This window comes from Phaeobacter piscinae (assembly GCF_002407245.1).
Taxonomy (GTDB): domain Bacteria; phylum Pseudomonadota; class Alphaproteobacteria; order Rhodobacterales; family Rhodobacteraceae; genus Phaeobacter; species Phaeobacter piscinae.
In genome coordinates this window covers 38985-62439 of record NZ_CP010684.1, presented here as the reverse complement: position 1 = coordinate 62439, position 23455 = coordinate 38985, and the positions used below count along the sequence as shown (strand labels likewise).

At 60.9% G+C, this 23455-nt stretch carries 19 protein-coding genes and 2 pseudogenes; 9 read left to right on the top strand and 12 right to left on the bottom strand.

What is annotated here, in order from left to right; genetic code table 11:
• Positions 1-287: 287 nt before the first annotated feature.
• The 8 genes and pseudogenes from phaeop14_RS18965 to phaeop14_RS18930 form a co-directional block, all read right to left on the bottom strand.
• Complete coding sequence (locus phaeop14_RS18965) at positions 288-1727, bottom strand: aldehyde dehydrogenase family protein (protein ID WP_096790616.1); 1440 nt, start codon at positions 1725-1727, stop codon at positions 288-290.
• A 130-nt stretch (positions 1728-1857) separates the two neighbouring features.
• Positions 1858-2595: pseudogene (locus phaeop14_RS18960) on the bottom strand (Gfo/Idh/MocA family protein); the annotation flags it as partial.
• Positions 2596-2659: 64 nt separating this feature from the next.
• Positions 2660-3124, bottom strand: a complete 465-nt coding sequence (gene msrB, locus phaeop14_RS18955) for a peptide-methionine (R)-S-oxide reductase MsrB (protein WP_096790615.1) — start codon at positions 3122-3124, stop codon at positions 2660-2662.
• 74 nt (positions 3125-3198) lie between these two features.
• A complete protein-coding gene (locus tag phaeop14_RS18950; protein WP_096790614.1) occupies positions 3199-3738 on the bottom strand; it encodes a fasciclin domain-containing protein in 540 nt (179 codons plus the stop codon).
• Positions 3739-3819: 81 nt separating this feature from the next.
• The gene (locus tag phaeop14_RS18945; RefSeq protein WP_096790633.1) at positions 3820-4380 is read right to left on the bottom strand and encodes a fasciclin domain-containing protein; all 561 of its coding nucleotides are present in this window, start codon (positions 4378-4380) and stop codon (positions 3820-3822) included.
• Positions 4381-4590: 210 nt separating this feature from the next.
• Positions 4591-5283, bottom strand: coding sequence for an anti-sigma factor (locus phaeop14_RS18940; RefSeq protein ID WP_096790613.1), 693 nt, complete (start codon positions 5281-5283; stop codon positions 4591-4593).
• Positions 5280-5822, bottom strand: coding sequence for a sigma-70 family RNA polymerase sigma factor (locus phaeop14_RS18935; protein ID WP_096790612.1), 543 nt, complete (start codon positions 5820-5822; stop codon positions 5280-5282). The genes phaeop14_RS18940 and phaeop14_RS18935 overlap by 4 nt, the downstream gene beginning before the upstream one ends.
• A gap of 19 nt (positions 5823-5841) precedes the next feature.
• On the bottom strand, positions 5842-6423 hold the full coding sequence (locus tag phaeop14_RS18930; RefSeq protein WP_096790611.1) for a recombinase family protein: 582 nt from the start codon (positions 6421-6423) through the stop codon (positions 5842-5844).
• 163 nt (positions 6424-6586) lie between these two features.
• On the opposite strand from phaeop14_RS18930, the gene phaeop14_RS18925 reads away from it, so the two are divergent.
• Positions 6587-9481 carry a Tn3 family transposase gene (locus phaeop14_RS18925; RefSeq protein WP_096790610.1) on the top strand — a complete coding sequence of 965 codons (2895 nt, stop codon included), beginning with the start codon at positions 6587-6589 and terminating at the stop codon, positions 9479-9481.
• Positions 9482-9534: 53 nt separating this feature from the next.
• Here phaeop14_RS18925 and phaeop14_RS18920 read toward each other — a convergent pair.
• The 3 genes and pseudogenes from phaeop14_RS18920 to phaeop14_RS18910 all read right to left on the bottom strand — a co-directional run.
• Positions 9535-9912, bottom strand: a pseudogene (locus phaeop14_RS18920) (Gfo/Idh/MocA family protein); the annotation flags it as partial.
• Positions 9909-10964, bottom strand: coding sequence for a sugar phosphate isomerase/epimerase family protein (locus phaeop14_RS18915; protein WP_096790609.1), 1056 nt, complete (start codon positions 10962-10964; stop codon positions 9909-9911). The gene phaeop14_RS18915 and the pseudogene phaeop14_RS18920, both read right to left, overlap by 4 nt.
• 23 nt (positions 10965-10987) lie before the next feature.
• On the bottom strand, positions 10988-12028 hold the full coding sequence (locus phaeop14_RS18910) for a LacI family transcriptional regulator (protein ID WP_096790608.1): 1041 nt from the start codon (positions 12026-12028) through the stop codon (positions 10988-10990).
• A 150-nt stretch (positions 12029-12178) separates the two neighbouring features.
• Here phaeop14_RS18910 and phaeop14_RS18905 point away from each other — a divergent pair, with 150 nt between their 5' ends.
• The 6 genes from phaeop14_RS18905 to phaeop14_RS18880 all read left to right on the top strand — a co-directional run bounded on the left by phaeop14_RS18905 (position 12179) and on the right by phaeop14_RS18880 (position 18357).
• Positions 12179-13408: an ABC transporter substrate-binding protein gene (locus phaeop14_RS18905; protein ID WP_096790607.1), complete on the top strand. Its 1230-nt coding sequence runs from the start codon at positions 12179-12181 to the stop codon at positions 13406-13408.
• A 92-nt stretch (positions 13409-13500) separates the two neighbouring features.
• The gene (locus phaeop14_RS18900) at positions 13501-14433 is read left to right on the top strand and encodes a carbohydrate ABC transporter permease (RefSeq protein WP_096790606.1); all 933 of its coding nucleotides are present in this window, start codon (positions 13501-13503) and stop codon (positions 14431-14433) included.
• On the top strand, positions 14426-15355 hold the full coding sequence (locus tag phaeop14_RS18895; RefSeq protein ID WP_040171888.1) for a carbohydrate ABC transporter permease: 930 nt from the start codon (positions 14426-14428) through the stop codon (positions 15353-15355). The genes phaeop14_RS18900 and phaeop14_RS18895 overlap by 8 nt, the downstream gene beginning before the upstream one ends.
• 6 nt (positions 15356-15361) lie before the next feature.
• Entirely contained in the window at positions 15362-16447 is a 1086-nt protein-coding gene (locus tag phaeop14_RS18890) for an ABC transporter ATP-binding protein (RefSeq protein ID WP_082035369.1), read from the top strand.
• Between the two features lie 20 nt (positions 16448-16467).
• Positions 16468-17211: a sugar phosphate isomerase/epimerase family protein gene (locus phaeop14_RS18885; RefSeq protein ID WP_096790605.1), complete on the top strand. Its 744-nt coding sequence runs from the start codon at positions 16468-16470 to the stop codon at positions 17209-17211.
• Between the two features lie 9 nt (positions 17212-17220).
• The gene (locus phaeop14_RS18880; RefSeq protein WP_096790604.1) at positions 17221-18357 is read left to right on the top strand and encodes a Gfo/Idh/MocA family protein; all 1137 of its coding nucleotides are present in this window, start codon (positions 17221-17223) and stop codon (positions 18355-18357) included.
• Positions 18358-18392: 35 nt separating this feature from the next.
• Here phaeop14_RS18880 and phaeop14_RS18875 read toward each other — a convergent pair whose 3' ends face one another.
• On the bottom strand, positions 18393-19280 hold the full coding sequence (locus phaeop14_RS18875) for a LysR family transcriptional regulator (RefSeq protein ID WP_040182197.1): 888 nt from the start codon (positions 19278-19280) through the stop codon (positions 18393-18395).
• A gap of 118 nt (positions 19281-19398) precedes the next feature.
• Between phaeop14_RS18875 and phaeop14_RS18870 the strand changes: the two genes are divergently transcribed.
• A complete protein-coding gene (locus phaeop14_RS18870; RefSeq protein WP_096790603.1) occupies positions 19399-20949 on the top strand; it encodes a proton-conducting transporter transmembrane domain-containing protein in 1551 nt (516 codons plus the stop codon).
• 18 nt (positions 20950-20967) lie between these two features.
• On the top strand, positions 20968-23424 hold the full coding sequence (locus phaeop14_RS18865; protein ID WP_096790602.1) for a YbcC family protein: 2457 nt from the start codon (positions 20968-20970) through the stop codon (positions 23422-23424).
• Positions 23425-23455 lie beyond the last annotated feature (31 nt).

The following is a 23455-nucleotide window of genomic DNA, read 5'->3' as shown; positions in this document are numbered from 1 at the left end:
TCATTTCACCCCGTACCGCAATGGACCCCCCACTGGGTGCGTCTCAAACACTGCCGTCAGATCTCGTCCAGCGGCAGCGCCTATGTCTGTGAGACGAGCAACGGTGATGCGGTACCCGTCAGCTGCCAGAAATTTCGCTGGCGCGTGAGTGGCTCACCCATGCAGGCCGCCCACCTGATGGTTATTCCTCGGTGAGGTCGGCCTGCGGTCAAAGCAAGTGTCGCGTGCGGTAATTTTTTTTACATAATTCGCATTACAGTACGGCGCTGCATCACGGGCCCTCCGCGTCATGCGGGGCGGGCCACCAGTTTCAGTTCCAGAAATTCCTCGATGCCATAGGGGCCGCCCTCGCGGCCGATGCCGGATTTCTTGGTTCCGCCGAAGGGGCTGCCGGGGGCGAGGTCGGCGCCGTTGACGAAGACCATGCCGCAGTCCAGCCGCCGGATCACTGCGGACTGGATAGCGGGGGTGCTGGAATAGACATAGCCGGCGAGCCCGAATTCACTGTCATTGGCCATGGCGATGGCGTCGTTGAGGTCCTCAAACGGTTGCAGCACGATCACCGGGCCAAAGATTTCCTGCTGCACAACCTCGGCGTTGCGCGCCACATCCGCCAGAATCGTCGGTTTGACGAAATAGCCGGTTTCCCTGTCGTCGGGGCGCCCCGCCCCACCGCAAAGCACTGTGGCCCCGGCGGCAATCGCGCTGTGCAACAGCGTCTGGATATGGTCGAACTGTCGGCCATTGGCGACCGGCCCGAGGTGATCGCCGGGCCGGGCGGGATCGCCCAGCGTCCAGATGGCGGCGGCGCGCTGTGCGGCCTCTTTGGCGGCGGGATAGGCGCTGGCCTCAATCAGGATGCGGGTTGGCGCGTTGCAGTTCTGCCCGGAGTTGGGAAAGGTCTTGGCCAGGATTTTCTCCATTGCCTGATCCAGATCGGCATCTTCGAACACCAGACAGGGGGATTTGCCGCCCATTTCCAGCGCGCAGCGGGCCCCACGGCGGACCGCGCTGGCGCCAATCTCAAGCCCGGCGCGGGTGGAGCCGGTGAAGGACATCACCGCCACATCGGGATGATCGGTGAGCTGCGCCCCGACCGAGGCCCCATCGCCGTTGAGCAGGTTGAAGGCACCGGGCGGCAGGTCGGCGGCGTCCAGAATCTCGGCAAAGATGCGGGCGTTGAGCGGTGTATGCTCGCTGGGTTTCAACACGACAGGACAGCCCGCTGCGAGGGCTGCAAAAACCTTGAGGCTGATCTGGTGGATCGGCCAGTTCCACGGGGTGATCAGCCCGGCAACGCCGGTGGGCTGGCGGATCAGATGATCGCCGTTGTGCAGCGTCTCGGCAAAGTCAAATCCACGCAGGGCATCAAGGGTGGCATCCAGCTGAATGAGGAAGGTTTCAGCCTGCGCGTTGCGGGACAGATCAATCGGCGCCCCCATCTCCAGCGAGATCGCCTGCGCGAGGTCGTCCCGGCGGCTGTCAAAACCGGCTCTGATCCGCTCCAACAGGGCGACCCGGTTATCCTTGCTGCCAAGTGCTTCCGCCAGATTGGCGCGCTTCGCCGCTGCCACGGCAGCCTCCACATCCGCAGGACCGGCGTGATGCAACATGGCCACCGGGGTCTCGGTGGCGGGGTTGATGACGGGGCTGCGCCGGGTGCCGGTAACGGGCGTCCAGCGGCCATCTATATAGCTGTGGGTCAGGTCGGTGGGAGCAAAATTCATGGAAAAAACCTCGGGTTGGAGCGAATGGGGGGATGACATGGCGCCGGGCGCGCGCAGGCGCGGGATCCAAGGAGATGTCCCCCTTGGATGGCGGTTTTTCGGGTTGGTCGGATCAGGTGAGCCGTGGGGATTATCGGGGGATCCAGGCCCCCCCGTCGGCAGAGGAGGTCTGCGCCGCAGAGATGAACCACATCCCGTCCAGCCCTGCCTGAAGACCGGGCAGCATCGGATTGTCGATGCCGGTCTCGATCACCTCGGCGATATCGGTGTAAAGCGTTGCGAAGCCTTCCAGATATCCCTCCGGGTGACCAGGCGGAACGCGGGTCCAGTCCGGGCCAACACCAGCGCCGCCGCGGGTCAGGATCTGTTTGGGTTCCCCAAAGCGGGTGAAGCGCATCTGATTGGGGTCCTGATGCTCCCACTCCAGCCCGCCCTTGTCGCCATAGATGCGCAGGCGCAGGTCGTTTTCACAGCCGACCGCGATCTGGCTGGCCCAGAGCATACCGCGCGCGCCCTCTGCATAGCGCAGCAGGATATGGGCGTTGTCATCAACCTGACGTCCGGGCCCGAAGCTGTGCAGCTCAGCCGAGAGCGCCTGTGGCGCCAGACCGCTGACAAAACAAGCGAGATTGAAGGCATGGGTGCCGATATCGCCAATCGCCCCGGCGCCGGATTGTGCGGGGTCGGTGCGCCAGGCGGCCTGTTTGTGACCCTCCTGTTCGATCACGTCGGTCAGCCAGTCCTGCGCATATTCTGCCTGCACCAGCCGGATCCGCCCCAGATCGCCGCGCGCAACCATGGCACGCGCCTGCCGCAGCAGCGGATAGCCGGTGTAGTTATGGGTCAGAAAAAACCGCGCGCGGCTGGTTGGGGGTCGCTTACGGCTGGGGGCGGAATAGTACGCTAAGCCTGAAGCCATCGAGGTTTGCTGTTCATACTGCTTGAAACACCAAGCTTAAACCATTTAAGCAATGACGTTTACCAGTTGGCTGCGGTCCGTCGTTGAAGATGTGTCCCAGGTGACTACCGCAACGACGACAGTGACATTCGGTGCGGGTTGTAAAGAACGTATTGTCCATTTTGGTACCAATAGCGTTTGGTAGGACATCCCAAAAGCTGGGCCAGCCGGTGCCGCTGTCGTATTTGGTATCCGAAGAATACAACGCCAGATCACAGCCTCTGCAGTGATACACACCATCCCGCTTCTCATTATTCAGGGGACTGGCGAATTTTCGTTCGGTCTTTTCTTCGCGCATCACCAGATACTCTGCCTCGGTTAACATGGCACGCCATTCGGCTTCTGTACGAGTGATTTCGAAATCACCTGTTGTGGCGTGACCCATGGTGGCGAGTGCAATAGAGCTACTGGTTAGGGCGATAAAGTCGCGGCGTTTCATGATCTTTCCTTTCCTGAATAAATTGGCCCACCTGAGAGGATCAGGCGGGCCTTCTGGTTACCAAAGCCTCCCTGTTACTTCGGCAACAGAACTTTGTTCACCACATGGATGACACCGTTCGACTGGTTCACATCAGAAATCGTAATTTTCCCGGCGTTTCCATTTTCATCGTAGATATAAATATTATTGCCACGCACCTGCGCTGACAGGGCATCTCCAGAGACGGCTTGCATGTGATAGAAACCATCAGCACCGGCGTTACGACGGATCTGATTGGCAGAGATGTCGCCTGCAACGACGTGAGCAGTCAGGATTTTCACCAAAGTATCTTTGTTTTCAGGCTTGAGCAGGGTTTCAACGGTTCCAGCAGGAAGCGCTGCAAAGGCATCGTTGACAGGGGCGAATACCGTAAAGGGACCAGGTGTTTGGAGCGTCTCAACCAGACCAGCAGCCTGCACAGCAGCGACAAGCGTGGTGTGATCAGCGGAGTTAACAGCATTCTCGACGATGTTTTTCGTTTCAAACATTGGCGCGCCGCCTACATCCGGGTTCGCAGCGAAGGCAGAGGTTGCAGTCGACAGGCTCAGGGCCAAAACAATAAGCGTGCGTTTCATTTTGATATTTCCATTTTCGATTTTTTATTGAAGAAAAACCGACGCCCAAGGAAGGTTGAGCGCCGGAAGGTTTGGCGTTTATTACATGGCAGGCAGAAGAACCTTGTCGATCACATGGATCACGCCGTTGGATTGTTTGACATCTGCAATGGTCACGGTGGCTTTGTTGCCCATCTCGTCTTCAATAAAGATCTCATCGCCATCATAGGTGGCTTGCAGTGTGCAGCCGCCGACCGTCGGTACGGGGTGCTTGCCGTTATCGTCATCGACCATACCGCGGATCGCATCTGCCAATGCATTGGTTGCAACCACATGGCAGGTCAGGATTTTGGTCAGCTGGTCTTTGTTCTCTGGTTTAAGCAGGGTTTCAACAGTGCCTTCGGGCAGCGCATCAAATGCTGCGTTGACCGGAGCAAAAACAGTGAACGGGCCTTCGCTTTGCAAAGTCTCCACCAGACCAGCAGCCTGAACAGCGGCCACAAGCGTTGTGTGATCGGCAGAGTTAACGGCGTTTTCAACGATGTTTTTGTCGGCGAACATCGGCGCGCCGCCCACCATCGGGTTCTCGGCGGAATGACTAGCAGCAAAAGCTGCTGAGCAAGTGATCGCAACTACGGCTACGCTGTTGATCAGGGATTTCATCATTTTCTTGTCCTCTCAGTGATGTACAGACGTTGTGTCTGGGTCATGCTAAAAGCCACGGCGTGGCAGAGAGAAAAGTTTCAGCCTGCTTTCGAAAAAGATAAGAAAAATCGTATGGTATTGAATTGTAAGAATAAAAACTCACGAAAAAATAGAATTATCTGGAAGGTGGAGCCACATTCCAGATAATATTCAACGCCTTTGGTTGGTTCACAAGGCCTGGATTGGTCCTGCCGCAAGCACCGCACCTGTTGGCTGACCCGTTGGCGAACCGCCAGTGGGTTCATCGCTAACCGCGAACAGCGCCGCAGTCAGTCGCCCTGCCAGTTCTTGAGGAATTGCAATGCGCCCTTCATTTCCTTCAGGAATTAGACCAAGCGAGATCGGTGCCGTCGCGCCTTCAAGGATGAGCCACATTTCATGCACCCGTCCAGTCGCTGGGGAGCCTTGCGTTCGGCGCACAACCAGTGCGTTGGAAACCGCCGAAAAGGCTGCGACAATTACCAGAGAACGGTCTTCTGTCGCGACTTCTGCAGTATGGGTCGGATTAATTTGCAGGGGATCCTGCAAGAACGGCATCACGAACAGAGCCACTGCGAACGCGACAGCCGCAATACCCCCTGTGCCAAGTAGCCAAGCCCAGATGGTGCTTCGTGAGGTCAGCTCAGGTCCAAAGAGACGCCTATCAATGGCGGACTTTGCCCGTTTCGGCGGCGCGACTTCAGCGACTTCATCGGAAAACACAAAAAAGTGCTCTTCCCATCCGCGCACAAGATCACGGAGCGCAGCATCGTCGCGCAAACGTTCCTTAAAGCTGGCCCGCTCCGTTGGCGACAGCAGATGCAAGGCATATTCTGCCGCCAGAACATCGTCATCCGGGTTATATGTCTGTGCACTGCTCATCGCGTCAAACACTCTCTCAACTTTAGTAAACTCCGGCGCAGCCAAGTGCGCATGGTGTTTACAGGCACCGCATATCGAGCGGCTAAATCTTCGTAGGTCTCCCCCATTATATAGGCACCACGCACCGCGCCTGCTTTGGGATCGTCCAGTTCATCCAAACAATGATCAATCCTGCGCCTGTCCGAAGCGGCCATCACCGATTGTTCCGGCGTGGGGCCTTGATCGGCGATATCTGCGCGTTCGCTAATATCATCATTCGGTGCTTTTCTGGCCCGCAAACGATCTATCGCCAGATTGCGGGTCAGTGTGATTAACCATGTCATCGGGCTATAGCCATTCGCCTTGAAGCGATCCGCACGTTGCCACACGCGGATAAACGCCTCTTGCAAAGCCTCTTCTGCTTCGGCCCGGTTGTTTAAAACACGTAAGCAAACGCCAAAAAGTTTCGCCGAGGTTGCATCATATAGCGCATTAAATGCTTTGCGGTCCCCAAGTCCGACCCGCACAATCCAATCCTCAATGTCATTTATATCAGCCATGGGTATTCAAAACGTCCTGCTATGGATCAACGGTCTGTCGATTCAGCGTTCGATAGACGGTTGGCCGTGACACCGAAAACACCTCTGCGAGGTCACTGATTGAATAATCACCGGTCGCATGCATGCGGGTGAGTTCGCGTTGCTGCCTGTCTGATAGTTTTGGCTGTTTGCCGCGCAGCTTGCCTTTGGCGCGGGCGATGGCCATGCCTTCGCGGGTGCGCATGCGGATCAGATCGGATTCAAACTCAGCAAAAGTGGCAAGGATGTTGAAGAACATCTTTCCCATGGGGTCGGAGGGGTCATAGACCGATGCGCCCAAGGCGAGTTTGACGCCCTTCGTTTCGAGTTGGTCGGCGATAGCACGGGCATCTGGAACGGAGCGGGCCAGCCGGTCGAGCTTTGGAACAACGAGCGTGTCACCTGTCCGCACAGCAGCGATAGCTTGATCAAGGCCGGGGCGGGCGCGGTTGGTGCCGGTTAATCCATGATCAGCGTAGATGCGATCTGGAGCCACGCCCAAAGTTTCGAGCGCCTGTTTTTGAGCTGTGAGGTCTTGGCCGTCGGTCGAGCAGCGGGCGTATCCGATTTTTGTCGCAGTCATGTACAAAGTGTACGAATAAGGGGCCTCTTTTGCAAATCTAATCGTACCAGATATATGAGACACCGAAAGCAGCGGTTTCATGCGGTGCGTCTGTTCGCCTGAACCTGTCCGCTCAGCGTCCGCCTTACGGACGCCGCCGTCAACTCCCATTCAGGAAATCACCTTGCCACGACGACAGATTTTGAATGCCCGCCAACGGGCCGCGCTCTTTGACTTGCCGAGCGATCAAGAAACGCTGCTGCGGCATTACACCTTGGCGGATGATGACATTGAGCACATCCAATCTCGCCGCCGGTCGCACAACCGTTTTGGCTTTGCCCTTCAGCTCTGTGCATTTCGATATCCGGGGCGGCTCTTGGTGCCCGGTGAAATCATCCCGTCAGTGATCGCGGAATTCCTCGCGGCGCAGCTTGGTTCGAACCCCGACGATCTGGCCGATTATGCGCATCGTGCTGAAACCCGCCGCGAACACTTGGCCGACCTGCGCGAAATCTACGGGTACAAGATGTTCACCGGGCGTGGGGCCCGCGACCTCACAGAATGGTTGGCGGGCGAAGCTGAAACAACGCAATCCAACGCCGATCTCGCCCAAAGATTTGTGGATCGCTGCCGCCTGTCCATGATGATTGTGCCTGGGGTCACCACTGTCGAACGGCTTTGCGCGGATGCCTTGGTTGCCGCCGAACGGCGGATCGAGACCCGGATCGTTGATCGGCTCGATGACGATGCAAAGCATAAGCTGGGCGGCTTGCTGTCTGAGTTGATTGACGACCGGATCACCCGTTTGGTCTGGTTGCGCCAGTTTGAGATTGGCTCGAACTCCGCTGATGCTTGTCGTTTGTTGGAACGTTTGGAGCTTTTGCAGGGTCTCAATCTCAGCCCCGGCATCCTCGATGGTATCCCACCTCACCGGGTCACACGCCTCCGCCGCCAAGGCGAACGCTACTTTGCTGACGGCTTGCGTGACATATCCAGTGACCGGCGGCTTGCGATCCTGGCTGTCTGCGTCATCGAATGGGCCGCTGCCATCGCGGACGCCATTGTCGAAACCCACGATAGGATCGTTGGGAAGACTTGGCGAGAAGCCAAGAAGATCTGTGATGCGCAGGTCGATGCTCAGAAGGTGACCATTGAACAGACGCTACGCTCATTCACAGAACTCGGATCAGCGTTGTTGGCTGCAAGGGCAGATGGTTCCGATCTGAATGCCGCTATCGCAGATCACCCAGGATGGGCCGGTTTGGAAAGCCTGATCGCCCAATCCTCTAAGCTGACCGGAGCGCTTGCCGCTGACCCGCTCAGTCACGTCAAACAAGGCTATCGGCGCTTCCGACGATATACGCCGCGTATGCTGCGTGCTCTGGATATTGAAGCCGCGTCTGTCAGCACCCCGCTTTTGCAGGCGGCACAGATTGTGTCTGGGGCAGTTGCTTCAGGTACGCGCCCAACGGGGTTCCTGCGCAGAACTTCGAAATGGCACAGGCATCTGAGCGCGGAACCCGAAGACGATCACCGATTGTGGGAGGTGGCCGTCTTGTTCCATCTGCGTGACGCCTTCCGTTCAGGCGATATCTGGCTCGCGCATTCCAAGCGCTACGCCGACCTCAAACAGGCGCTTGTCCCGGTTGATGCCGCAAAATTGGTGCCGCGACTGACTGTTCCCTTTGATCCTGATACCTGGGTAAGAGACCGAAAAGCGAGAATGGCAGATGGTTTGAAACATCTCGCCAAAGCAGCGCGAAACGGAGCCATCCCCGGCGGCACAATTGAAGATGGCATCTTGCATGTTGATCGTCTGAAACACGACGTACCGCCAGAAGCAGATGAGCTTGTACTTGATCTGTATCGCCGTCTGCCTGATGCGCGCATCACTGACATTCTGATGGATGTGGAAGACGACATCGGATTTGGCGAGGCCTTCACCCATCTCCGCACGGGTGTACCGTGTACAGATAAAATCGGCCTGTTGAATGTCCTTTTGGCTGAAGGCCTGAACCTTGGCTTGAGCAAGATGGCAGAGGCAACCAGCACCCATAATTACTTTCAGCTTTCCCGCATCTCGCGGTGGCATGTCGAAAGCGATGCCATCAATCGCGCTCTGGCCATGGTGGCCAAAGCCCAATCTGACCTGCCAATGGCCCGTTTCTGGGGAACCGGCGTGACTGCATCAAGTGACGGCCAGTTCTTCCCTGCGTCCCGGCAGGGCGAAGCCATGAATCTGATCAACGCAAAATACGGCTCCGAACCAGGCCGCAAAGCCTATACCCACGTCTCCGACCAGTTCGGCCCGTTCGCGACGCAAGACATTCCGGCCACAGTCAGCGAAGCGCCCTACATCCTCGATGGCCTGTTGATGAACGAGGCAGGCAGAAACATCAAAGAGCAATATGCCGATACCGGCGGCTTCACTGATCACGTCTTTGCCGTGACATCACTGCTGTCTTATCGGTTCATCCCACGTATCCGCGATCTCCCATCAAAGCGGCTCTACGTCTTCGATCCTGCGGCCACGCCCCAAAATTTGCGTAACATGATCGGCGGCAAAATCCGCGAAGACCTGATCCGCCAGAACTGGCCAAACATTCTGCGCGCGGTCGCAACAATGGCATCCGGGTCTATCCCACCCAGTCAAATCTTGAAGAAACTGGCATCGTATCCCCGTCAGCATGAGCTGGCCTTGGCTTTGCGAGAAGTCGGGCGTGTTGAGCGGACGCTCTTCATCATCGACTGGCTACTCGATGCGGACATGCAGCGCCGCGCCCAGATCGGCTTGAACAAAGGCGAAGCCCACCACGCTCTGAAAAACGCCCTGCGCATCGGACGCCAGGGCGAAATCCGAGACCGCACCGCTGAAGGCCAACACTACCGCATGGCAGGGCTGAACCTGCTGGCTGCACTCGTCATTTACTGGAATACAAAACAACTTGGCCTCGCCGTCGCGGCCCGAATGAAAGAAGGTAAAGACAGCCCAGACGCGCTGCTCTCGCACATCTCACCCCTCGGATGGGCGCATATCCTGCTCACCGGCGAGTACAGGTGGCGAAAAGCGCGCCAATAAACCCTTAGCGTACTATTCCGCCCCCAGCCGTAAGCGACCCCGGTTGCGGCGGCCTGTTTCATCGCCTCGGCCTCCGCCGCGCTGGCAGCAAGGGGTTTGTCGCAGATCACATGAATGCCTGCATTGAGAAAGGCGATGCTGGGCCCGGCGTGCAGATGGTTGGGCGTGACGATCGCCACCGCGTCAATGCCATCTTCGCGGGCGGCCTCGGCCCGGGCCATCTCCTCAAAGCTGGTATAGCTGCGATCCGGGGCAATCCCCAGTTCGGCGGCGCTGGCAGCGGCGCGTGCGGGATCGGAGGACAGCGCCCCGGCGACCAGCTGAAAGCGGTCGTCCATCCGCGCGGCGATCCGATGCACTGCCCCGATGAAGGCCCCCTGGCCACCCCCGACCATGCCCAGTTTGAGGCGTGTCTTACGCTCTGTCGTCATAGTCCCAGCATCTCCCGGATTGTGTCAGTGTCGCGCTCGCCCCCGGCAAAATCGTCAAAGGCCTTATCGGTGACCTCGATCAGGTGGCGTTTGATGAAGGGCGCGCCCTCGGCGGCGCCCTGTGCGGGTGATTTGAGGCAACATTCCCATTCCAGCACCGCCCAGCTGTCATAGCCATATTGGGTCAGCTTGGAAAAAATCGCTGAAAAATCAACCTGCCCGTCGCCCAGAGACCGGAAGCGCCCGGCGCGGTTGGTCCAGTTCTGATAGCCGGAATAGACTCCCTGCCGCCCGTCGGGATTGAACTCCGCGTCCTTCACATGAAAGGCGTTGATCCGGTCATGGTAGAGGTCGATGAAGGCGAGGTAATCCAGCTGTTGCAGCAGGAAATGGCTGGGATCGTAGTTGATCATCGCCGCCGCGTGCCCACCGCAGGCGTCCACAAACATTTCAAACGTCGCCCCGTCAAAGACATCCTCGCCGGGGTGGAGTTCAAAGCCGATATCCTGCCCGCAGTCGGCATAGTGGTTGAGGATCGGCGTCCAGCGCCGGCCCAGCTCCGCGAAGGTCTCCTCAATCAGCCCCTCCGGGCGCTGCGGCCAGGGATAGAGATAGGGAAAGGCGAGCGCGCCGGTAAAGCTGACCGTATGCGTCAGCCCCAGCCGCTGGCTGGCGGTGGCGGCCTTGTGCATCTGATCCACCGCCCAGGCCTGCCGCTTGGCGGGGTTGCCGCGGCAATGGTCCGGGGCAAAAGCATCCAGCGCGAGATCATAGGCCGGGTTCACCGCCACCAGCTGGCCCTGAAGATGCGTCGACAGTTCGGTGATCTCCACGCCCGCATCGGCGCAGATGCCCTTTACCTCGTCGCAGTAGGTCTGGCTTTCGGCGGCGCGGTCCAGATCAAAGAGGCGGCTGTCGAAAGTCGGGATCTGCACCCCCCGATAGCCAAGGCCGGCGGCCCATTTTGTGATCGTCTCCAGTGAATTGAACGGCGCCTCATCCCCGGCGAATTGCGCCAGGAACAGGGCCGGGCCTTTGATCTGCGTGGTCACGTCTGCTCTCCCTCGGGTCTGGGTTATTCCCAGGTGACAAATTCGGTTGGTACTTCCAGAAACTGCTGTGGTGGCAGCTCCGGCGATTTGATCGCCTGAAGGGCCGCCTTGGCGAGGAAGACGCCGGTGGCTTCGATATCTTCCTGCACGACAATGATTTCGGGGCGCACGAATTTCAGCATATGCAGCCCCTCCTTGGCGACCACGTCGAACTCCTGCCCGACGGTGCAGCCGCAGCTTTCCATACCCGCAACCACGGACATGGTGGCGTTGGTCGAGGCGCAGAGAAAGCCGTCGATTGTTGGATCTTCGCGGTGTTTCTGCGCCGCCCAGTTGCGCAGATCCTTATAGAGACCGTTGCTCTGGACCTGACGGGCCACGTGCAGCTGGATCCCCAGCGCCTTGGCGGCGTGGCGGGCGCCGTTCACCATATCGTTGGCATAGTTCTGCGCCAGAGGCGGCGCCAGCAGCACGATATTCCTGCGCCCACGCGCCGCCAGTTCGGCAAGCGACAATTCGGAAAAGGCGAAATTATCGAAGTCATAATAGGGGTGCTGATCGGCCCATTTGGTGCGCCCGTGGGTGGCAAATGGGAACTTCCGTTCAATCAGATATTCCGCGCGCTTATCCTCCGGTTCGACCTGATTGAAGATCACGCAATCGGCGGTCTGATTCTCCACGATGTAGCGCACTGCGCGCAGCGGGTCGTCGTCGGGAAACACCGGTGAGACATTGAGGTGATACTGGGTTTCGCGCAGCGCCAGCCCCAGCGAGGTCAGCAACCGGGCGGTCTGGGTCATCATCTCGCGTTCTGCCGACATCACCAGACTGATGACATTGGTGCGCCCGGTGCGCAGCCGCACGCCCGCGCGGTTTGGCACATAGCCAAGCGCATCGGCGATTTCGCGCACCTTCTTCTTGGTCGCTTCGCTGATATCGGGCGCATCGGACAGCGCCCGCGAGACCGTGGGCACGGCCATGCCGCTGGCCTTGGCGATGGTTTTAAGCGTCGGCTTCTTGCCATCGCGGGGCAGACCGTCGCTTGGGGGGGTAGATTTGGCCATTGGCGCCTCGCGTTGCTCATATCGGGGTTTGGGATCCCTATCAGATCCGCGACCCCACGTCCTGTTCTTCGTGTTGCAGAAAACATCTTGCGAGGTCAATCTAAATCGTTATAAGTCGATCTATAACGATTTAGTCAGGGAGGATAAATCGTGAAATTGACATCTATGCTGATGACGACAGCCTTTAGTGTTAGCGCCACCATCGCGCAGTCCGCCGATCTGGAGGTGACCCATTGGTGGACCTCAGGCGGGGAGGCTGCGGCGGTTACGAAATTTGCCGATGCGGTCAATGATCAGACCGCGCATAACTGGGTTGATGGTGCCATCGCCGGATCCGGTACCACTGCGCGTCCGATCATTATCAGCCGTATTCTGGGCGGTGATCCGATGGCGGCAACGCAGCTCACCCATGGTCGTCAGGCCGAGGAGCTGATCGAGGCGGGGCTGATGACCGACCTCACCGAACTGGCGGAAAAGGAAGGCTGGCGCGATATCGTCAACCCGCCGTCGCTGCTGGACAGCTGCACCTACGAGGGGCGCATCTACTGTGTGCCGGTCAATATCCATTCCACGCAGTGGCTCTGGCTCAGCCACGACGCCTTTGACAAGGCGGGGATGAGTGTGCCGCAGGATTGGTATGAATTTGTCGCCGCCGCGCCAAAGCTGGCCGAGGCCGGTATCGTGCCGCTGGCGATGGGGCAGCAGGGCTGGCAGCAGCGGATCGCCTTTGGCGCGCTAACTGTTGGGCTGGTCGATCAGGACAGCTGGCGCAAGGTCTCGCTGGAACGCAACGCCGAGGTCGCCGCCGGGCCGCAATATGCCAAGGTTTTCGATGCGGTGGTCGACGCCCGCGAACTGGCGCGCAACAGCAATGTGCAGGACTGGAACCTGGCCACCAATATGGTCATCACCGGCAAGGCCGGCGGGCAGATCATGGGCGATTGGGCGCAGGGGGAATTCACCCTTGCCGAACAGGTGGCCGGACAGGATTACAGCTGCCTGCCCGGCATGGGGCTGAACCAGATCATCGACACCAGCGGTGATGCGTTTTATTTCCCGGTGATTGAAGATGCAGAGGTCAAACAGGCGCAGATGGATATGGCGTCGGTGCTGATCTCCAAGGAGGTTCAGGTCGATTTCAACCTGACCAAGGGCTCCCTGCCGGTGCGCGGAGATGTCGATCTGTCAGCAGCCAATGACTGCATGAAGAAAGGCCTCGCGATTCTGGCGGATGGCAATGTTCTGCCCAGCATGGATCAGGCGTTCTCCGCCGATACCCAGGCGCAGATTCAGGATCTGATGGCGGAATTCTGGGCCTCTGAAATGGCGGCGGCGGATGCGCAGGCGCGCTATGCCGAGATTATCGCGGACGCTGACTGAGCCGCATTTCAGCCGGGGCGCGCCTTGATTTGCGCCCCGGTTGGCGTTGCCGTCTGCCCTGATCGGCGCGCTGATCCAGAACGAGACATATCATGACACTAGCCCCTCCAACCGGCCGCAGCGGACACAACCCCGCGGCCCGGCCGCGCCCGCCCCGCGTGCTGCGCAATCTCAATGCAAAAATCGCCTCCGTGCCGATGATCCTCACCGCGCTGGTGGTGTTCATGGGCGGCACCGCCTGGACGGTTGCGCATTCCTTCACCAAATCGCGGCTGCTGCCGAAGTGGAAATTCGTCGGTTTCGATCAATATGAGCGGCTCTGGTCCAGCAATCGTTGGTTGATCTCGGTCGAAAACCTGCTGATCTATGGCCTCTGCTCGCTGGTGCTGACCATGGCGATCGGTTTCACACTGGCGGCGCTGCTGGATCGCAAGATCCGCTTTGAGGGCGCGTTTCGTACCATCTTTCTCTACCCGTTTGCGCTGTCTTTTGTGGTGACCGGATTGGCCTGGCAATGGATCCTAAACCCGGATTTCGGCATTCAGAATGTAGTGCGCAGCTGGGGTTGGGAGAGCTTTGCTTTTGACCCGCTGAACAACCCGGAAACGGTGATTTTCGGCGTGCTGATCGCCGGGCTGTGGCAGGGCAGCGGCTTTGTCATGGTGATCATGCTGGCGGGGCTGCGCGGCATTGATGAGGACATCTGGAAGGCCGCCCGCGTTGACGGGATCGGCGTGACCAAGACCTATGTCCGGGTGATCATCCCAATGATGCGCCCGGTGTTTGTCACCGCGCTGGTGATCATCGCCAGCGGCATTATCAAGCTTTACGATCTGGTGGTGGCCCAGACCAATGGCGGTCCCGGCATTTCATCCGAGGTGCCTGCGAAATACGTGATCAACTACATGTTTGAGGCCCAGAATCTGGGTCAGGGCTTTGCCGCCTCCACCATGATGCTGCTGTCGGTGATCATCATCCTTGTGCCCTGGGCCTATCTGGAATTCGGAGGAAAGAAACGTGGTTGATCTGTCCCCACAAACCCCGAAGGCCACCCCGGTCCGTATTCTGGACGGCCCGCGCGGCACCAAGCCAAAGGCGAAGGTTTCGCGGCGAAATGTCATGCTTTATGGAACGCTGCTGCTGATCGCGCTCTACTATCTGCTGCCGCTCTACGTGATGGTGGTGACCTCGCTCAAGGGGATGCCCGAAATCCGGCTCGGCAATATCTTTTCGCCGCCGGTCGAGATCACGTTTCAGCCCTGGGTCAAGGCCTGGTCGGAGGCCTGCACCGGCATCAATTGCGACGGGCTGAGCCGGGGGTTTGGCAATTCGATCAAGATCCTGGTGCCGTCAGTGGCGCTGTCCATCGCCATCGCCAGCGTCAATGGCTACGCACTCGCAAACTGGCGGTTCAAAGGGTCGGAGACGTTTTTCACCATCCTGATCATCGGCGCCTTCATCCCCTATCAGACCATGCTTTATCCGATTGTGATCATCCTGCGCGAGCTGAAGCTGATGGGATCGCTGTGGGGGCTGGTGCTGGTGCATTCAATCTTTGGCATGCCGATCCTGACACTGTTGTTCCGCAACTATTTTGCCTCCCTGCCGGAGGAGCTGTTCAAGGCGGCGCGGGTGGATGGCGCCGGGTTCTGGGGCATCTATCTGCGCGTCATGGTGCCAATGTCGATCCCGATCTTCGTCGTGGCCATGATCCTGCAAGTCACCGGAATCTGGAACGATTTCCTGTTTGGCGTGATCTACACCAAGCCCGAAACCTATCCGATGACGGTGCAGCTCAACAATATCGTCAACTCCGTCCAGGGGGTGAAGGAATATAACGTCAACATGGCCGCAACCCTTCTCACCGGGTTGGTGCCGCTGGTGATCTATCTCGTCTCTGGCAAACTGTTTGTGCGCGGCATTGCTGCTGGCGCCGTGAAAGGCTGATCTCTCATGACACTTATGACCCACTCCGTTGAGATCCGCGACCTCGACCTCCATTTCGGCGAGCTGCAGGTGCTGCATCAGCTGAACCTAGATATCGAACAGGGCGAATTTCTGGTGCTGCTCGGCTCATCCGGATGCGGCAAGTCCACCTTGCTGAACTGTATCGCGGGCCTGCTGGATATCAGCGACGGGCAGATTTTCATTCAAGGCCAGAATGTCACCTGGGCGGAACCGTCGGAGCGCGGCATTGGCATGGTGTTCCAGTCCTATGCGCTTTACCCGCAGATGACGGTGGAGGGGAACCTTTCCTTTGGCCTGAAAAACGCCCGCCTTCCAAAGCCGGAGATCGCCAAACGCGTGGCCCGCGCCGCCGAGGTGTTGCAGATCGAACCGCTGCTGAAACGCAAACCCGCCGCGTTGTCGGGCGGGCAACGCCAGCGCGTCGCCATCGGGCGGGCGCTTGTGCGCGATGTGGATGTGTTCCTGTTTGATGAACCGCTGTCCAATCTGGATGCCAAGCTGCGCGCCGATCTGCGGGTGGAGCTGAAGCGGCTGCATCAGCAATTGGCGAATACCATGATCTACGTGACCCATGATCAGGTCGAGGCGATGACGCTGGCGGACCGTATCGCCATCATGAAGGGCGGGCGGATCATGCAGCTGAGCAGCCCGGATGAGATTTATAACCGGCCTCAGAACCTCTATGTCGCCGGGTTTATCGGCAGCCCGGCCATGAACCTGATTGAGGGGGTGCTGATTGACGGCGTGTTCCATGCCGGCGATCTCGCCCTGCCGATGCAGGGGTACGCCTACCAGAACGGGCCGCATCATGGCGCCGCCGTGATCGGCATCCGCCCCGAACATATCCTGACTGGAGAGCAGATCACCCGCGCGGATACCACCGCCGAGGTGCTGGTGGATCTGGTCGAGGGGCTGGGGTCGGACACGTTGGTCTATGCCACCCAGGGCACGCAAAATTTGCGCCTGCGCATGGATGGGGCCAGCCGGGTGTCGGCAGGCGACCGGTTGCGCATCGGCTTTGACACGGGCCGCGCCTCACTCTTTGACCCCAACACCGAAGCGCGCCTGTGACGGCGCCGGAAGGACTTACCATGACTGCTATTTCCTACCAACTCTATGGCTCGCGCAACTGGCCGCTGGCTGACACGCTCACCATGCTGGCGGAGGCTGGCTACGCAGATGTTGAGGGCTATGGCGCGCTGTTTGCGCAGGTGCCGACGCTGGCCGAGGATCTGCGCGCGGCGGGGCTGAGCATGCCGACGTTGCACTACGGGCTGGACGATCTGGAGCGCGATCCGCAGGCGGCCATCGCGATTGGTCGCGCCGTTGGCGCCGAGGCGATTTTTGCGCCAATGCTGCAGGCACCGGATCGGCCTGTGGACCTTGCCGGCTGGGAGGCGTTTGCCGCCCGTCTGGTGGCCGCCGGGCGACCGGTGCAGGAGGCCGGATTTGTCTTTGGCTGGCACAACCATGATTTTGAGCTGGCCGATCTGGGCGGCGGGGTGATGCCGCTGGATCTCATCGCCGGGGCCTCGCCCGAGTTGAAACTGGAGCTGGATCTGGGCTGGACGGCCCGCGCGGGCCACAACCCGGTGGCCATGGTGGAGCGTTTTGCAGGTCAGATCCACGCCGCCCATATCAAAGATGTCGCGCCGACCGGGGCCTGCGCGGATGAGGACGGCTGGGCCGATGTGGGCCATGGCACGCTCTCCTGGGCGCCGGTTCACGCCGCCCTGCAAAAGGCTGGCGTGGATCGTTACGTGATCGAACATGACAACCCAAGTGATCATCGCCGCTGCGCCCGTCGGTCGCTGGCGACGGTACAGGCATTCTGAGAGGTCATTATGACAGAGCTGGGCATTGGCATCATCGGATGCGGAAATATCTCTCTCACCTATCTGAAAATGATCCCTCTTTTCAGCGGGATGACGCTTCGGGCAGTGGCAGATATCAACCCCGAGGCGGCACAGGCACGGGCGGCGGAACACAGGTTGCGCGCCGAAACCGTGGAGGGTCTCTTGGCGGCTGAGGATATCGCCGTGGTGGTCAATCTCACCATCCCGGAGGCGCATTATCCGCTGACCCGGCGCATTCTGGAGGCAGGCAAACACGCCTATTCCGAAAAACCACTGGCGCTGACGCTGGACCAGGCCATCGCCCTGCGGGATCTGGCGGGGCAGCGCGGTCTGCGCGTGGGATCTGCACCCGATACGTTTCTGGGCGGTTCCCATCAGCTGGCCCGCGCCATGATTGATGAGGGGCGGGTTGGCCGCGTGATTGGCGGCACCTGCCATGTGATGTCGCGCGGGATGGAGCACTGGCATCCGAACCCGGACTTCTTCTTTCAGCCGGGGGGTGGGCCGGTTCTGGACCTCGGACCTTATTATATCGCCAATCTCATTCAGTTGCTGGGTCCGGTGCGATCAGTGGCGGCGATGACGGCAGCCAGTTTCCCCACCCGCACCATCGGCAATGGGCCGCGCCATGGCGAGGAGATCCCGGTCGACACCGCCACCAATATCCACGCGCTGCTGGAATTCGACACCGGCGCGATCATCACTTTGGGAGCCAGCTGGGATGTCTGGACCAGCAGCCATCCCAATATGGAACTCTACGGGACCAAGGGGACGCTGCAGCTGCCCGACCCCAATTATTTCGGCGGCATGGTCAGGATGAGCGAAGGGGATGGTGAGTTGATCCCCCTTGCACCGGAGGATGATCACCCCTTTGCCCAGCCGAATGAGACGCGGCCCGACGGGCGCCGTCAGGCCAATTACCGGGCCGCCGGTCTTGCGGATATGGTTGCCGCCATCACCCAGAACCGACCCCATCGTTGCGGCATCGAGCTGGCAGCCCATACCGTTGATGTGATGATGGCCATTCTGAAGGCAGGCCAGACCCGCGCCTGGGTCGCGACCACCACCAGCTGCCCCCGCCCGGCCCCGCTCCCCCCGCAAGAGGCCCGCGCGCTGATGCGCTGAGGGTGGCCGGGAACTTGCTGGTCAGGTCAGCGGCCTCATTCATCCAGAGCGGAGGTGTCGACGGCCAGCAATTCCTGGACCAGCGGGTTCGGGAAGCGGCGTCTTAGGGTGATGGCATAGAAGGTTTCGCGGATGCGGGGGTGCTCTTCTGCCTCCAGCAGCCGCCCGGAGGACAGTTCATCCTGCACCACGATCGGGGCCACCAGCGCCAGACCGATGTCTTCGCGGGCCAAGAGGCGCATCATCGCCATGTCATCGACCTCCGCCGCGACCTGTGGCACCACCGACAGGCGACTGGCCATGGCATCAAAGGCGGTCCGCGCCGTATTGTCGGTGGTCGGCAGCACAAAAGGCTGGGTGGTCAGCAACTCCCGGATGGGCAGGCGCGGGTTCAGCCGGTCCGGGGTGCCAACGATGCTGACCGCCTGATCCGCGATTTGATGGGTTTCATAAGGTGTCAGGCTGTCATTGGGCGGCTCTCGGTTCATCAGCACCAGATCAAGGTTCAGCGTCGCCAGCCCTTCCAGCAGTTCGGTCGGGCTGCCGGATCTGAGGATCACCTCAACATCGCTGCGCGCCAGCATCGGCCGCAGAAATCCGATCTGAAAGTTCCGTGACAAGGTCGCCAGCGCGCCGACGCGCAGGGCCTGACGGCTGCGGCGCGTGTCCTCCAGCGTGGCGATCAGCTCCTGCCCGGTGGCAAAGATCGCATCCGCATGATCCAGTGCGATCCGCCCGGCTTCGGTCAGATGCAATTGCCGCCCGCGCCGGTCAAACAGCGGGTGCCCCAGCCGTTCCTCCAGCTGTTTGATCTGCACAGACAGGGCTGATTGCGACAGGTTCAGCCGCTGTGCGGTGCGGGTCAGATTGCCGTCATGGGCCACCGCCCAGAAATAGCGCAGGTGATGATAGTTCAGAGGCATTCGTTCACTTTAATAGAACGAAAAGAGCATAACAATGAATTTTTATTAATCCACGCCCGGCGTTACCTCTGTCGTTGACGCAGCGTCGCGTGCTGCATTGTGATTGGGAGAACCTCTTATGCTGTATTTGTTTCTGCCGCTTCTGGCCCCGGTACTGCTGCTGGCGGTGGCGGTCCGTGCCCGCCGCAGCCCCGGTCTGCGCCCTGCTCCTCTGCCGCGTCTGGCGGAATATGCGGGGCTTGGCGCCTTTGTCGTCTCGGTGATGTCAGCGGGTTTGCTGATGATGGCGGGTCCGGGCAGCTCGCCGCTGCTGGGTCTTTTTGGGGTTGGGCTGTCGGTGCGGCTGGATGTGGTCAGCGTCGTGATGCTCTGCCTGGTCAGTTTCATTGGCTGGATCGTGCTGCGTTACAGCGCCACCTATATGGATGGCGAGGCGCGGCAGGGTGCCTTTATCGGTTGGATGGCGGCCACTTTGGCGGCGGTTCTGCTTCTGGTGATGTCGGGTAATCTGGTGCAGCTGGTGCTGGCCTGGACCGCCACCAGCCTGTGTCTGCATCAGCTGCTGTTGTTTTACCGTGACCGGACCACAGCGCGCCGCGCCGCCCGCAAGAAGGCCTTGGTGGCGCGGGCCAGCGAGCTGTCCCTGGCCATCGCTGCGCTCTTGCTGATCCTGGCCTATGGCAACAGCGATATTGCCACCATTCTGGCCGCCGCCGCGCCTGATCTGCTGACAATCGCGGCCGCCGTGCTGATCGCGCTTGCGGCGGTTCTCGCCTCGGCGCAGTTTCCAACCCATGGCTGGCTGACCGAGGTGATGGAGGCCCCGACGCCGGTGTCGGCATTGCTGCATGCCGGGGTGATCAACGCCGGGGGCTTCCTGCTGATCCGCTTTGCCGATGTGATGCTGGCGGCCCCTGCAGTGATGGCGCTGCTAGTGATGCTGGGCGGGTTTACCGCGCTGTTTGGCGGGCTGGTGATGCTGACGCAGCCTGCGGTCAAGACCTCGCTTGCCTGGTCCACCATCGCGCAGATGGCGTTTATGATCATGCAATGCGGTCTGGCGCTGTTCCCGCTGGCGCTGCTGCATATCGTGGCGCACTCCCTTTATAAGGCGCATGCGTTTCTCAGCGCCGGTGAGGCGGTGGCCAATGTTGCCGCGATCCGGCGCCCGGGCCCCGTCGCAGTGCCAAGCGGGCGCAATGTGATGCAGGCCTTTGGCATCGGTATCGTGATCTATGCGCTGGTTGGCGCCATCTTCGGCTTTGACGGCAAATCGGTGCAGGCAATTGCGCTGGGGGTGATCCTGATTTTTGGCGTGGCCTATATTCTGGCGCAGGGTCTGGCCGATGCCGCCCCCGGTGCGCTGACCCGGCGCACGGTGATCTATGCCAGCGCGACCTCGGTCAGTTACTTCCTGCTGCAACTGGCGGCGCTGAAGCTGACCGCAGGCACCCTGCCCGCCACCCCGGCCCCCGGCCCACTGGAATGGGCGCTGATCCTGCTGGCGCTCATCAGCTTTGGCGCGGTGGCGGTGGCGCAGGCGACCTTTCCGCTTTGGGCGATGCACCCGGCGGCGGCGGGGCTGCGGGTTCATCTGGCCAACGGGCTTTATGCAAATGCGATTTTTGACCGGCTGCTGGGTGGCTGGTCAAAGCGGACACAGGTCTGAAACCGGGAGATTGAAGCGATGTTGATGAAGCACGAAACCTATCCTGCCGCCCTGTTGGAGCTGGTCACCTGCGCCAATCAGGCCGCCCGCGCAATCCCGCCGCTGTTTCCGCTGACTGCCAGCGTGGCGGTGAACCCATTCCTTGGCCAGCGCGAGGAACCACTGGCGGTGACCTCGGCGCGGTTGGCGCGGGTCGCGGGCACCCGGGTGACCCCACAGCGCAGCCATTGGGCAGCAAAACAGGCCGCAGGGGAACTCACCGACAGCGATCTGCGCGCCGCACTGGCGCGGGCCGGTGCTGAATTCAGCGGGGTGACGCTGGCGGATCTTCATGCGGCACTGACCCCGGCGGAGGCTGCGGGCGACCCGGTGGCCCTGCCCACGGTTGCGGACCTGGCGGCTGAGGTCTCCGGGATCGATTGGCCCGGCCTTATCGAAGATCGGATCGGCGCCTTTGCGGCCAGCCATTTCGATCAGGGTCAGGCCCTGTGGCAACCGGATCGCAGCGGCGGCGCCTATGCGGCCTGGCGGCAGTTTGCCACCCGCGACCTGACGCCGGAAGTCCACGGGCTGCGCGGCTTTGGCAGTTTTGTCAGCGCCACCAACCGGTCCCATTGGCGCGCGATTGGGCGAGCCTCGGAGACGCTTGGCCTGACCTCAGGGGCGGCGGGCACCGGGTTTCATCGCTGGCTGATCACCCTTCAGGGCTGGGCGCAATATGGCCGCTACCTGTCCTGGCAGGCCGAGCTGGAGGGCGGCAGCGACACCACCACGGTGGAGCTGCTGGCGATCCGCATGGTGTTTGACGAGGCGCTGTTTCATCAGTACCGCGATGCGATGGAGGCACGCTGGCAGGCTGTGGTCGCGCAGCATGAAACCCCGGTAACGCCAAGCCGCGATCACATCATCGACGCGATCCTGCAGGAGGCCGGAGAACGCGCCGCCCAGCGGCAGCTGGCCACCACGCTTGCGGCCACCCCGCGCCAGGTTGCTGAGGATGGCGCCGAGGGTACGGCTGCGCGCCCGGCGGTACAGGCAGCCTTCTGTATTGATGTCCGCTCAGAGGTGTTTCGCCGCGCTCTGGAAGCGCAGGATAGCGGTGTGGAGACGATCGGATTTGCCGGGTTCTTTGGCCTTGCGACGGCGCATAACGCAGCCGGATCCGATGTCACCGAAGGCCGGGGGCCGGTGCTGCTGACGGCAGGTGTCTGTTCCAAGGCTGCGGAACCGGGTGGGCTTGACCTGGCCCGGCGTTATGCGGCGCGGGCCAGACGGGCCTGGGGGCGGTTCAAACTGGCGGCCGTCTCGTCCTTTGCCTTTGTTGAGGCGACGGGCCCGGTCTATGCGGGCAAACTGCTGCGCGACGCCTTTGGTGTCAGCGGTCGCGCCGCCACCGATCCGGCGCCGCAACTGGACCCATCGGTGGATCTGGACAGCCGCATCGCAATGGCAAAAACCATCCTGTCGGCGATGTCGCTGACCGATAATTTTGCCCCGGTGGTTCTGTTGGCAGGCCATGGCGCGGATGTGACCAACAACCCCCATGCCAGCGCCCTGCACTGCGGCGCCTGTGGCGGTCACGCAGGGGATGTGAATGCGCGGCTTCTGGCCGGGCTGCTGAATGACGCCGGGGTGCGCGCGGGCCTGACTGCGGCGGGGATCGAGATCCCGCAGGACACCGTGTTTCTGGCGGCGCTGCATCATACCACCACCGATCAGGTGACGCTCTATGAGCAGGATCTGCCGGCCGGATGTGAGACCCGGCTGGCCCGCGACCTTGCGCGCCTGCGCCGCTGGGTCAAGGCTGCGGGGGCACTGGCGCGCAGTGAACGCGCCGCCCGGCTGCCCCGCGCCAAGGCGGGCGGCGATATTCTGCGCCGGTCGTCAGACTGGGCTGAGCTGCGCCCCGAATGGGGGCTGGCCGGGTGCCGGGCCTTTGTCGCGGCGCCACGCAGCCGGACCGAGGGCACGGCGCTGGACGGGCAGTCGTTTCTGCACAGCTATGACTGGCGCGCGGATGAGGGATTTGGCGTGCTGGAACTGATCCTGACCGCGCCGGTGGTGGTCGCCAGCTGGATCAGCCTGCAATATTATGGCTCCAGCGTTGCCCCGGCCCTGTTCGGCGGCGGCAACAAGCTGTTGCACAATGTGGCCGGCGGTATCGGCGTGCTGGAGGGCAACGGCGGCGCGCTGAAACCCGGCCTGCCGTGGCAGTCGGTGCATGATGGCGAGGCGCTGCAACATGATCCGCTGCGCCTGACCGTGGTGATCGAAGCCCCGCGTGAGGCCATGACCCAGATCCTGGAGCGCCACCCGCAGGTGCGCGACCTGTTCGACAATGGCTGGCTGCATCTGATTGCCATGGATGAGCACGGGCAGCTGGCCTGGCGCTACGACGGGGATCTCAGCTGGTCACGGTTTGATCGTGGGGACGCCCCCGGCGCCGCAGCCTCGCTTGGCATCGCTGCCGAGTAGTTGAGCCACCCGCAGCCTGACCCACAACGCC